Here is an 11,570-nt window from a genome sequence, read left to right as displayed (position 1 = left end):
GCACTCTCCTTTTTTTCAAATGACGACTTTGCATCAGGCCTAAAGAAAAAACCGCACGCCATGATGGCAGTGCGGTTTTTCCATGACAGCGAGCAACGATTACAAACTATTACGCCTGGTGGGCAGTAACGTAGTCGATTGCAGCTTGTACAGTAGTGATCTTCTCAGCTTCTTCGTCAGGGATTTCGGTCTCGAATTCCTCTTCCAGAGCCATCACCAGCTCAACGGTGTCAAGGGAGTCGGCACCCAGGTCTTCAACGAAGGAAGCAGTGTTGACCACTTCTTCTTCTTTAACGCCCAGTTGCTCAGCAACGATTTTCTTGACGCGCTCTTCGATGGTGCTCATACCTTGTTTTCACTCCTAATGGACAAATTCAGGCAGCTGGCCAGTGGGTAAGTGTATAGAAAGACTTTTCAGCTTTTCAACTGAAAGCTTCACTCCTCGAACCCTGCGACCCTCTGCCTATAAATAGATTGCAGCTTTATAACGGATTTTAGACAGCTCGTATGACATTTTTTTGAAGCAATCCGTCACATTTGAATTACATGTACATCCCGCCGTTCACCGGGATTGTAGCCCCAGTCACGTAAGCCGCACCGTCGGAAGCAAGAAAAGCGACCACGGACGCGATCTCTTGAGCTTGTCCCAGACGGCCCAGCGGAATCTGCGCTGTCAGGCTTTCACGCTGCGCTTCAGGCAGTTCACGGGTCATATCGGTGTCGATGAACCCTGGAGTCACCGAGTTGACCGTAATCGAACGCGAACCGACTTCACGCGCCAGCGCACGGCTGAAACCTTCCAGACCGGCCTTGGCGGCAGCGTAGTTTACTTGGCCTGCGTTGCCCATGGCACCCACTACCGAGCCAATACTGATAATTCGGCCCCAACGCGCCTTGGTCATACCGCGCAAAACGCCCTTGGACAGGCGGAACAGACTGTTCAGGTTGGTATCGACAACGTCATGCCACTCGTCGTCTTTCATGCGCATCATCAGGTTATCACGGGTGATACCGGCGTTATTGACCAGGATCGCCGGCGCACCGAACTGCTCCTGGATGCTTGCCAGGACAGCCGCCACGGACTCGTCGCTGGTGACATTGAGTTCCAGGCCAGTGCCCTGGATGCCATTTTCCTTCAGGGTTGCGGCGATGCGCTCGGCACCCGCCGCAGACGTCGCAGTCCCCACGACGATGGCGCCCTGACGACCCAGTTCCAGCGCGATAGCCTGGCCGATACCGCGGCTTGCACCGGTGACCAGTGCAACTTTACCTTGCAGACTCATGCAAGCTTCTCCTGATTCAGGCCAGCGCTGCACGAGCGGCAGCGAAGGCGTCTGGGGTATTGAGGTTGGATGTCGATACGCCCTCGGCGCAGCGTTTGTTCAGACCGGCGAGCACCTTGCCCGGGCCACACTCGACCAGATTGGTCGCGCCCTTGGCGGCCAGCGCCTGGACGGATTCGACCCAGCGCACGGGCTTGTACAACTGCTCAAGCAGGTCGCGCTTGAGGGTTTCCAGATCGGCCGGCACCGCGGCGCTGACGTTCTGGACCACGGGAATCTGTGGCGCCTGCCAATCGACCGCAGCGATCGACTCGGCGAAACGTTCGGCAGCGGGACGCATCAGCTCGCAATGGGACGGCACGCTGACCGGCAGCGGCATGGCGCGCTTGGCACCACGGGCCTTGCAACCCTCGATGGCACGCTCGACAGCAGCCTTGGCACCGGCGATAACCACCTGGCCCGGGGAGTTGAAGTTGACCGCGCTGACCACTTCGCCTTGCGCCGCTTCGGCGCAGGCTGCCAATACGTCAGCGTCTTCCAGACCGAGGATAGCGGCCATGCCGCCCTGCCCGGCAGGAACAGCTTCCTGCATCAGTTGACCGCGACGCTCGACCAGCTTCACCGCGTCACCCAGGCTCAGACTGCCTGCGGCAACCAGCGCGCTGTATTCGCCCAGGCTGTGACCGGCGACATAAGCCGGGCGCGCCCCGCCTTGTGCCAGCCACAGACGCCACAGGGCGATCGAGGCGGTCAGAATGGCCGGCTGGGTTTTGTCGGTTTGATTGAGTTGCTCTTCCGGACCTTGCTGGGTCAGTGCCCACAGGTCGTAACCCAGAGCATCGGAAGCTTCTTTGAATGTTTCGAGGACTACCGGATGTTGTGCGCCCAGCTCGGCGAGCATGCCGAGGGACTGCGAACCCTGTCCTGGAAAGACGAATGCGAGGGAAGCAGACATGTAACAAGCCCCTAATGATCTTGTCGTCGGAGAAATGACGTCCGCCTTGAGGGGACGCAAGAAACTGACAGTTGGATGGCCCGATCAGTCGAGCGGTCACATTTAAGCATTGTCCGACAAAAACGCCTAAGACAACAAATCCTCCAGACGACCGTGAAGCCGCTCCGGAAGGTTCTCCTGAATTTCAATCAGCGCGCGCTGGATGGCACTTTGAAATCCCTGGACGCCGGCAGCACCGTGACTCTTCACCACGATCCCCTGCAAGCCGAGGAAACTGGCGCCGTTGTGTCGCGCAGGCGCCAGTTCGGCCTGCAAGTGCTTCATCAGCGGCAAGGCCAGCGCCCCCACCATGCGCGATGCGAGGTTTTGCCTGAACAAGGCTTCGATGCGCCCGGCAATCATGGTCGCCAGGCCCTCGCTGGATTTGAGCATAATGTTACCGACGAAACCGTCACACACCACCACATCCGCTTCGCCCCGGTAGACGCCGTCACCTTCGACAAAACCGATGTAATTGATGCCCTTGGCATTCTGTAACAACGTTGCCGCCAGCTTGACCTGCTGATTGCCCTTGATGTCTTCGGTACCAATGTTCAGCAACGCCACCCGCGGGCTAGCGATGCCCAGGGTCTGCGCCGCTACCGACCCCATCACCGCAAATTGCAGCAGATGCTCGGCAGTGCAATCGACATTGGCGCCCAGGTCGAGCAACTGGCAGAAGCCTTTCTCTGTCGGAATCGCCGCAACCATGGCCGGCCGGTCGATGCCCGGCAAAGTCTTGAGCACGAACCGCGACAGCGCCATCAGCGCCCCGGTATTACCAGCACTGACACAGGCCTGAGCTTTGCCATCACGCAGCAACTCAAGTGCCACGCGCATCGACGAATCAGGCTTGCCACGCAAGGCCTGGGCAGGCTTTTCGTCCATGCCTATGACTTCACTCGCGGGGGCAATCGACAGGCGTGCGCGATCCACAGCCGAATGGCCTGCGATCAATTCTTCAAGGAGGGAGGGTTGACCGACGAGGGTCAGGTGCAGCGAGGGGGTAGCAGACAGGCAAGCAAGGCTGGCCTGAACAATGCTGCGGGGACCGAAGTCCCCGCCCATTGCGTCAATCGCGATGACTTGAGCGGACAAGTGATTACTCGTCAGCGCCCTTGTCGATCACTTTACGGCCACGGTATACGCCTTCTGGCGATACGTGGTGACGCAGGTGAACTTCACCGGTGGTTTTTTCTACAGACAGGGTGCTAGCCTCGAGAGCGTCGTGCGAACGGCGCATGTCACGGGCGGAGCGGGATTTTTTGTTCTGCTGAACAGCCATAATTGATTAACTCCTAAACGTTTGGGTCACGCTTTAACTGCGCCAATACACTGAACGGGTTGGACCGCGTTACCTCGTCCTCGCTCGGTTCGGGCTCATCGAGACCCGCCGGCTGCTGGCATTCTTCCGGATGATGAGCAGGCACAATGGGCAAGGCGAGCAGAAGCTCCTCCTCGATCAGTGACTGCAGATCCAATGGATCTTCGCCCAGTTCCAGCACGTCATAACCTTTCGGCAACGACTGGGTATTCGCACCCTCCTTCACCACAGCGTAACTGCATTCGCTATGGATCGGCAGGGTGACCAGCTCAAGACAACGCTGGCAAACCATTTTGACTTCAGTGTCGATAAAACTGTGGATGACCACAGATTTACGTTCATCTCGTTCAAAAACGAATTTCGCCTGCACCGTACCGACATTGTCGGAAAGCGGGTCGCAGAGTCTCTCCAAATCGGCCAGCAGCATTTCACCTTGAAGGGTGGTGCCACGATCAGCCAATTTGCGCGGGTCAACGTGAGGTGGAATCGGGTCATTCAACATAGGCGCAGCATTATAGGGATGCCCCCGCCCATGTCAAAGGAAATTCAGCCCTGTCCGTCACTTGCAAGCCCCGCTAGAATTCGCGCCTGCCTTATGGAGACGTGCAATGCTGCCTTTATTACTTGCTTCCAGCTCGGCGTACCGCCGGGAATTACTGGCCCGCTTGCAGCTGCCATTCACTTGCAGCTCGCCTGACATCGATGAAAGCCATCGACCTGACGAGCCTGCCATCGACCTGGTCAAACGCCTCGCCGAGCAGAAAGCACGGGCACTGGCCGACAGCCATACCGCTCATCTGATTATCGGCTCCGATCAGGTCGCGGCACTGGGCAACTGCATCATCGGCAAGCCCCACACCTTCGAAAAAGCCCGGGAACAACTGTTGGCCAGCAGCGGCACCAGCGTGACCTTCCTCACCGGTTTGGCGCTGCTGAACAGCCAGACCGGCCACTGCCAGGTCGACTGCATTCCATTCACGGTACACATGCGCACGCTCGACGCGGCGCGCATCGAGCGCTATCTGCACGCAGAACAGCCCTACGACTGCGCTGGCAGCTTCAAGGCCGAAGGATTGGGCGTGAGCCTGTTTCAGAGCACCGAAGGGCCTGATGCCACCAGCCTGATCGGCCTGCCGCTGATTCGCTTGATCGACATGCTGCTCGCAGAGGGCGTGCAAATCCCCTGATCACCCCACCTTGCAGGCAAGCTTGCTGGCGATCCTACTTGTAGCCTGATCGCCGGCAAGCCAGCTCCCGCAGGGTTACGTGAGATGACAAAAAAACCGGCAATGGCCGGTTTTTTTGTACATTCGAAAAATCAGCGCAGCGACGGACCGTTAAACCCCATCCACATTGCCAGATGCTCAGCCACGCTGGCCCCGAGTTTTTTCGAGAAGCGATCGAAAGGCGACTCCTGGACAGTGAAGTCCACCAATTCCTTCTCGCCGATCACATCCCGCGCAACCGAACTGGCATTGCCCATGCCATCGATCAGCCCCAGCGGCAGCGCCTGCTCCCCCGACCAGACCAGGCCGGAGAACAGCTCCGGATGCTCCTTGTCCTTCAGGCGATCGCCACGCCCCACCTTGACGCTGTTGATGAACTGCTTATGGGTGGTGTCGAGCACGCCCTGCCAGAATGCGGTCTCTTCAGGCTTTTGCGGCTGGAAGGGATCAAGGAACGACTTGTGCTCGCCAGAGGTGTAGGTGCGGCGCTCGACGCCAAGCTTCTCCATGGTTCCGACAAAACCATAACCGGCCGCCGTCACGCCAATGGAGCCCACCAGGCTCGCCTTGTCGGCGTAGATCTGATCTGCCGCACTGGCGATGTAGTAAGCGCCGGAAGCCCCCAGATCGGAAATCACCGCGTACAGCTTGATGTCCGGATGCAGGGCGCGCAGACGGCGGATCTCGTCGTAGACATAACCCGACTGCACCGGACTGCCACCCGGGCTGTTGATGCGCAGGATGACACCCTTGACCTTTTTATCCTCGAAGGCCGCTCGCAGGCTGCCGACGACATTGTCAGCACTGGCCGGTTCCTTGTCGGCGATCACGCCGGTGATATCGATCAACGCCGTGTAGTTGGTACTGCGCGTCGCGGCTTTTTCCATGTCCATCAACGGCGTGAACAGGAGCAGCGCGCCAAACAGGTACACGAAGGTCAACAACTTGAAGAAAATCCCCCAGCGCCGAGACCTGCGCTGCTCCTGCACACTGGCCAGCAGCGTCTTTTCCAGCAGCTTCCAGCTTTTCTCGTCACCGCTCTCTGCGCTCGCCTCGGCGGGCGCCTTCCATTCGTCGGCCATGCCATCTACCCCTGCAAAAACGTATTAAGCCCGCTGACTCAGCCAGGCATGCAATTGTGAAAAACGGTCAATGGCCAGACGCGGCTCGAACAGCTTCAGCGCCTCGATCGATTGAGCGCCATAGCTGACCGCCACCGAATCCATGCCGGCATTACGCGCCATCTGCAAATCGAACGATGAATCGCCGACCATCAACGCCTGCTCCGGGCGAACCTCGCAATGGGCGAGGATCTGCTCAAGCATCAACGGATGGGGCTTGCTGGCGGTTTCGTCCGCCGCGCGGGTGATATCGAAATAATTTTCCCAGCCATGGGATTTCAGCACCCGATCCAGACCGCGACGAGCCTTGCCCGTCGCCACTGCCAAATGATACCCCTCCTCCCTGAACGCCTCGAGCGACTCGACCACACCTTCAAACAAAGGCGAAGGCACCGCCTCCGAGGCGATGTAGTGGTCGGCATAGTGCTGGCGGAACGCTACAAGCTCGGTATCGCCGATTTCGGGATACAACGTGCGGATGGCTTCCGGCAGACCCAGGCCGATGATGCCCTTGACGGCAAAATCATCGCGCAACTCAAACCCCGAACGCTCGGATGCCACGTGCATCGCCTCGACAATCCGACCAATGGAATCAGCCAGGGTGCCGTCCCAATCGAAAATCAGCAGCTTGTAGTCAGATGGGCGCACTCAATCGCTCCACGGTCTTGGCCCACATCTCGTCGACTGGCGCCGAAAGCTTCAGTTCGCCACCATCCGGCAACGGTACGGTCAGCATGTAGGCGTGCAGAAACAGGCGCTTGCCGCCCAGATCGCGGATCTCCTTGCTGAAACCCTCTTCGCCGTATTTGGTATCGCCAGCGATGCAATGCCCGGCGTGCAAGGTATGCACACGGATCTGGTGAGTCCGGCCGGTAATCGGCTTGGCTTCGATCAAGGTGGCAAAGTCACCGAAGCGACGCAGGACCTTGAACACGGTCACGGACTCCTTGCCCTCCTCTTCGTCGACCTCGACCATGCGCTCGCCGGAGCGCAGATTGCTCTTGCCCAGCGCTGCACGGACTTGCTTGATCGAGCTTGCCCAATTGCCACGGACCAGTGCCATGTAGCGCTTGTCGACGCCATCACCGCGCAACGCGGTGTGCAAGTGGCGCAACATGCTGCGCTTCTTGGCGATCATCAGCAGGCCGGACGTGTCACGGTCGAGACGGTGTACCAGTTCGAGTTCCTTGCAATCAGGGCGCAACTGACGGAAAGCTTCGATGACACCGAACGTCAGGCCGCTACCGCCATGGACAGCGATGCCGGCAGGCTTGTTGATCACGATCAGCGCCTTGTCTTCGTAGACAATCGAGGCCTCGAGGCGCTGCAGCAGGCCTTGTGCCAGCGGCACCGGCTCGTCTCGCTCAGGCACGCGAACCGGCGGCACGCGCACGATGTCGCCGGCCTGAAGCTTGTACTCGGGCTTGATCCGCCCCTTGTTCACGCGCACTTCGCCTTTACGCAAAATGCGGTAAATCAAGGTCTTGGGCACGCCTTTGAGCCGGGCGAGAAGGAAGTTATCAATGCGTTGGCCGGCATATTCCGGCGAGACCTCAAGCAGTTGTACGCCTGGAGTCGGGGGGGTAGTCGTCGTCATGCCGCGAATGATAACAATTTTTTATGGAATTGAAGCACTTAATCATTGCTGCTATAGTCGCGAACGCCGCCAAAAGCGGCCTGGACAGTGGTACAACGGTCAAAAACCGACCCTGACCAACGCAATTCACCAGGACGCGAGGCCGTCCTACGGGGCTTTCGCTACGTAACGGTGGAGTTTGCAGGTGTAACGAGCGCAGGTGACATGAGGCCTGAATCAAGCCGTAAAGCAGAGTTTCCACTCCCTTGCGAGCCAATATTCACGGCCAGTTCACAAAGTGCAGTCAGCTGCTGATGACCCCGAGCGAATGCTTCGGAAACAACGCCTAAATTAGCCATGATGCGTGACCTCCCCTTTCGGAGCTCACGGTAAATGCCAACCCGCTGCGGATTCTGCGCGCGGCAGCACCCGAATTATCAGGGATACGTGTAGGGTGGAGATGCACAACCGCTGGACTGTGTAGCAATAGGCTTTATCAAGACGCTTCATCTCGTCCACAGCCGCCGGTTGATTCCTCCTCCTGACTGAGTGCTTAAGTAGCCACAGCAAGCAGGACGCGTACGTCGCGACGAAGGCCCACATTGGCCGGACATCGCTGGACACGGGAATGGCCAACCACTCCCGACGCACCTGACACCGACCATGAGAAGTCGTGTGTGCCGAACGCCGTTTCCGGCAGCCCGGAAACCGACGGTACTACATGAAAAGAATGCTGATTAACGCAACTCAACCCGAAGAGTTGCGTGTTGCACTGGTAGACGGCCAGCGCCTCTACGACCTGGACATTGAATCCGGTGCACGCGAGCAGAAGAAGGCCAACATCTATAAAGGCCGGATTACTCGCATCGAACCAAGCCTTGAGGCTGCCTTTGTCGATTTCGGCTCCGAGCGCCACGGCTTCCTGCCCCTCAAAGAAATCTCCCGCGAATACTTCAAGAAAGCCCCTGAAGGCCGCGTCAACATCAAGGACGTCCTGAGCGAAGGCCAGGAAGTCATCGTTCAGGTGGAAAAAGAGGAACGTGGCAACAAGGGCGCAGCCCTGACCACTTTCATCAGTCTGGCCGGTCGTTACCTGGTGCTGATGCCGAACAACCCGCGTGCCGGCGGTATCTCCCGTCGCATCGAAGGCGAAGAGCGCAATGAACTGCGCGAAGCGCTGAACGGCCTGGTTGCCCCGGCCGACATGGGTCTGATCGTGCGCACTGCCGGCCTTGGCCGCAGCAGCGAAGAAATGCAGTGGGACCTCGACTACCTGCTGCAACTGTGGACCGCCATCAAAGAAGCGTCGCTGGATCGCTCCGCGCCATTCCTGATCTATCAGGAAAGCAACGTGATCATCCGCGCCATCCGCGATTACCTGCGCCAGGACATCGGCGAAGTGCTGATCGACAGCGTTGAAGCCCAGGACGAAGCCCTGACCTTCATCCGCCAGGTGATGCCGCAGTACGCCAGCAAGATCAAGCTGTACGAAGACAGCGTTCCGCTGTTCAACCGTTTCCAGATCGAAAGCCAGATCGAGACCGCTTTCCAGCGCGTCGTCGAGCTGCCTTCCGGCGGTTCCATCGTCATCGATCCGACCGAAGCCCTGGTGTCCATCGACATCAACTCGGCGCGCGCCACCAAAGGCAGCGACATCGAAGAGACCGCACTGCAGACCAACCTTGAAGCCGCCGAAGAAATCGCCCGTCAGTTGCGCCTGCGCGACATCGGCGGCCTGATCGTCATCGACTTCATCGACATGACCCCTGCCAAGAACCAGCGCGCCGTGGAAGAGAAAGTCCGCGAATGCCTGGAAGCCGACCGCGCTCGCGTACAAGTCGGTCGCATCTCGCGCTTCGGCCTGCTGGAAATGTCCCGTCAGCGCCTGCGCCCATCGCTTGGCGAAAGCAGCGGCATCGTTTGCCCGCGTTGCAACGGCACCGGCATCATTCGTGACGTTGAATCGCTGTCCCTGGCGATCCTGCGCCTGATCGAAGAAGAAGCCCTGAAAGACCGCACCGCCGAAGTTCGCGCCCAGGTGCCGATCCCGGTCGCTGCGTTCCTGCTCAACGAAAAACGCAACTCGATCACCAAGATCGAACTGCGCACCCGTGCCCGTATCGTCATCCTGCCGAACGATCACCTGGAAACGCCGCACTTCGAAGTTCAGCGCCTGCGTGACGACAGCCCGGAAGCTGCCACCAACCAGTCCAGCTACGAAATCGCCGCTGCCGCTGCCGAAGTCGAAGAAGTCCAGCCAGCTGCCGCGACCCGTACCCTGGTTCGCCAGGAAGCCGCGGTCAAGACCGCGCCGGCCCGCGCCAACGCTCCTGTTCCGACTGAAGTCGTTGCTGCCCCGGTTGCTGCACCGGCCACCGTGCCGGAGCCAAGCCTGTTCAAAGGCCTGGTGAAGTCCCTGGTCAGCCTGTTCGCCACCAAGGAAGAGCCTGCGGCTCCGGTTGTGGTTGAAAAACCGGCGAGCGAGCGTCCGGCCCGCAACGAAGAGCGTCGCAACGGTCGTCAGCAAAGCCGCAACCGTAACGGTCGCCGCGACGAAGAGCGCAAGCCTCGCGAAGAACGTGCACCGCGTGAAGAACGCGCACCACGTGAGCCACGCGAAGAGCGTCAGCCACGGGAAGTTCGCGAGCCTCGCGAGACCCGTGAAGAGACTCCGGCAGTAGCCCGTGAAGAACGCGCACCACGCGCTCCGCGTGAAGAGCGTGCTCCGCGTGCCCCGCGTGAAGACCGCAAGCCACGTGGCGAGCGTGAAGAGCGCGTGCGCGAACTGCGCGAGCCTCTGGATGCCGCTCCGGCCGTTGCCGCCGCCGTTGTTGTCGCTGAAGAGCGTCCAGCCCGTCAGCCACGTGAAGAACGTGCTCCACGCCCACCGCGTGAAGAGCGTCAGCCACGTGCCGAACAAGCCGCTGCTGCCGTCGCCGAAGAAGAACTGACCACAACCGAAGAGCAACTGCAGGAAGACGGTCAGGACAGCGCCGAAGGCGATCGTCCACGCCGCCGCTCCCGTGGCCAGCGTCGTCGCAGCAACCGTCGCGAGCGTCAACGTGATGCCAATGGCAACGTGATTGAGGGTTCGGAAGAATCCGAGTCCGGCGAAGCCAGCGAAACCGCCGCCACCAGCGAAGCGCCAAGCACTGCCGATCTGGCCGCCGGCCTGGCTGTTACCGCCGCTGTTGCCAGCAGCGTGATCAGCGCGCCAGCCGAAGCCCAGGCTAACGAGCAAGCCGAACGCGCCACTGCTTCTACCCAGGAAACCGCTCCGGTCGAAGCGCCAGTCGTTGAAGCGACTACGCCGGTAGAAGTGACCGCATCGCCGGAAATCGAAGTCGCCCCTGCACCTCAGGCACAACCTGTGGTCGAGGCCGCCGCCGAGCCAGCTCCAGTGGTTGAAGCACCTGCCGTGGTTGCAGAACCGGTTGTCGAGACCGTGACTGAAACCGTGACCGAGACTGTGCGTGAAGTTCGCGAAGAGCAGACCGCGTTCAACTGGGTGGCTGAGCCTGCCGTAGCCGAAACGCCAGCGCCTGCGCCGGTTGCAGAGGCCGAAGTAGCTCAAGCCATGGTCTCCGAGCCTGTGGTTGCCGCTGCCGAGCCGGCTCCAGCACCAGAACCAGCGATTGAAGCGCCAGTCGTCGAAGCGCCGGTTGTTGCCGAAGCTCCAGCACCTGTGGCCGAAGCAGCCCCTGCCAGCGCCCTGACGCCAAGCGGCCGTGCACCTAACGATCCGCGTGAAGTGCGTCGCCGCAAGCGTGAAGCTGAACGCCTGCAGAAGGAAGCCGAACTGGCTGGCGCTGCAGCACCGGTTGCCGAAGTGGTCGAGGCAGCACCTGCCCCGGTTGCAGAAGCCGCTGTTGAGTCGGTGATCGACGAAGCACCTCGCTCCGTTCAGGAAGCGGTAGAGCAACAGGAACAAGCCTTGGAAAAAGAACACGAGCCTAAACCTCTCGTCTGATTCCATCGGCCACTAAAAAGCCCCGCCTGGTGACCCAGGCGGGGCTTTTTTATGATGCAATTCGTCCACACATTCA

General features: G+C 59.8%; 11 protein-coding genes. 2 read left to right on the top strand and 9 right to left on the bottom strand.

Features of this window, described 5'->3' with window-relative positions; translation table 11 throughout:
• Nucleotides 1–109: 109 nt before the first annotated feature.
• From acpP to KW839_RS19640, 6 genes are all read right to left on the bottom strand, one after another.
• On the bottom strand, nt 110–346 hold the full coding sequence (gene acpP, locus KW839_RS19665; RefSeq protein WP_007987170.1) for an acyl carrier protein: 237 nt from the start codon (nt 344–346) through the stop codon (nt 110–112).
• Nucleotides 347–542: 196 nt separating this feature from the next.
• Nucleotides 543–1,283, bottom strand: a complete 741-nt coding sequence (gene fabG, locus KW839_RS19660) for a 3-oxoacyl-ACP reductase FabG (RefSeq protein WP_060540821.1) — start codon at nt 1,281–1,283, stop codon at nt 543–545.
• A 16-nt stretch (nt 1,284–1,299) separates the two neighbouring features.
• On the bottom strand, nt 1,300–2,238 hold the full coding sequence (fabD, locus tag KW839_RS19655) for an ACP S-malonyltransferase (protein WP_060540820.1): 939 nt from the start codon (nt 2,236–2,238) through the stop codon (nt 1,300–1,302).
• Nucleotides 2,239–2,364: 126 nt separating this feature from the next.
• Nucleotides 2,365–3,375: a phosphate acyltransferase PlsX gene (plsX, locus tag KW839_RS19650; protein ID WP_256352751.1), complete on the bottom strand. Its 1,011-nt coding sequence runs from the start codon at nt 3,373–3,375 to the stop codon at nt 2,365–2,367.
• A 4-nt stretch (nt 3,376–3,379) separates the two neighbouring features.
• Nucleotides 3,380–3,562, bottom strand: a complete 183-nt coding sequence (gene rpmF, locus KW839_RS19645; protein WP_003179396.1) for a 50S ribosomal protein L32 — start codon at nt 3,560–3,562, stop codon at nt 3,380–3,382.
• 13 nt (nt 3,563–3,575) lie between these two features.
• Nucleotides 3,576–4,103: a YceD family protein gene (locus tag KW839_RS19640; RefSeq protein ID WP_008050439.1), complete on the bottom strand. Its 528-nt coding sequence runs from the start codon at nt 4,101–4,103 to the stop codon at nt 3,576–3,578.
• A 106-nt stretch (nt 4,104–4,209) separates the two neighbouring features.
• Here KW839_RS19640 and KW839_RS19635 point away from each other — a divergent pair, with 106 nt between their 5' ends.
• Complete coding sequence (locus KW839_RS19635) at nt 4,210–4,788, top strand: nucleoside triphosphate pyrophosphatase (protein ID WP_218425240.1); 579 nt, start codon at nt 4,210–4,212, stop codon at nt 4,786–4,788.
• Between the two features lie 131 nt (nt 4,789–4,919).
• Here the strand turns inward: KW839_RS19635 and KW839_RS19630 are convergent, their stop codons facing one another.
• From KW839_RS19630 to rluC, 3 genes are read right to left on the bottom strand one after another with little or no spacing between them, the layout of a single operon-like run.
• A complete protein-coding gene (locus KW839_RS19630; protein WP_218425239.1) occupies nt 4,920–5,909 on the bottom strand; it encodes a S49 family peptidase in 990 nt (329 codons plus the stop codon).
• A gap of 24 nt (nt 5,910–5,933) precedes the next feature.
• Complete coding sequence (locus tag KW839_RS19625) at nt 5,934–6,596, bottom strand: HAD-IA family hydrolase (RefSeq protein ID WP_060540816.1); 663 nt, start codon at nt 6,594–6,596, stop codon at nt 5,934–5,936.
• Nucleotides 6,583–7,545 (bottom strand): 23S rRNA pseudouridine(955/2504/2580) synthase RluC, encoded by a 963-nt coding sequence (gene rluC / locus KW839_RS19620; protein ID WP_060540815.1) that lies wholly within the window; start codon nt 7,543–7,545, stop codon nt 6,583–6,585. The genes KW839_RS19625 and rluC overlap by 14 nt, the downstream gene beginning before the upstream one ends.
• A gap of 700 nt (nt 7,546–8,245) precedes the next feature.
• On the opposite strand from rluC, the gene rne reads away from it, so the two are divergent.
• Complete coding sequence (gene rne / locus KW839_RS19615) at nt 8,246–11,494, top strand: ribonuclease E (RefSeq protein ID WP_218425238.1); 3,249 nt, start codon at nt 8,246–8,248, stop codon at nt 11,492–11,494.
• The last annotated feature ends 76 nt before the right edge of the window (nt 11,495–11,570 follow it).

It is taken from the genome of Pseudomonas sp. PDM31, from assembly GCF_019218965.1.
In the GTDB taxonomy this organism is placed as follows: Bacteria; Pseudomonadota; Gammaproteobacteria; order Pseudomonadales; family Pseudomonadaceae; genus Aquipseudomonas.
Note: the sequence above shows the minus strand (reverse complement) of the source record. Positions and strands in the feature narration are given on the sequence as shown.

Coding starts and splice junctions, on each gene's coding strand:
- acpP (WP_007987170.1), bottom strand. CDS start 346: ATGAGCACCATCGAAGAGCGCGTCAAGAAAATCGTTGCTGAGCAACTG.
- fabG (WP_060540821.1), bottom strand. CDS start 1,283: ATGAGTCTGCAAGGTAAAGTTGCACTGGTCACCGGTGCAAGCCGCGGT.
- fabD (WP_060540820.1), bottom strand. CDS start 2,238: ATGTCTGCTTCCCTCGCATTCGTCTTTCCAGGACAGGGTTCGCAGTCC.
- rpmF (WP_003179396.1), bottom strand. CDS start 3,562: ATGGCTGTTCAGCAGAACAAAAAATCCCGCTCCGCCCGTGACATGCGC.
- KW839_RS19640 (WP_008050439.1), bottom strand. CDS start 4,103: ATGTTGAATGACCCGATTCCACCTCACGTTGACCCGCGCAAATTGGCT.
- KW839_RS19635 (WP_218425240.1), top strand. CDS start 4,210: ATGCTGCCTTTATTACTTGCTTCCAGCTCGGCGTACCGCCGGGAATTA.
- KW839_RS19630 (WP_218425239.1), bottom strand. CDS start 5,909: ATGGCCGACGAATGGAAGGCGCCCGCCGAGGCGAGCGCAGAGAGCGGT.
- rluC (WP_060540815.1), bottom strand. CDS start 7,545: ATGACGACGACTACCCCCCCGACTCCAGGCGTACAACTGCTTGAGGTC.
- rne (WP_218425238.1), top strand. CDS start 8,246: ATGAAAAGAATGCTGATTAACGCAACTCAACCCGAAGAGTTGCGTGTT.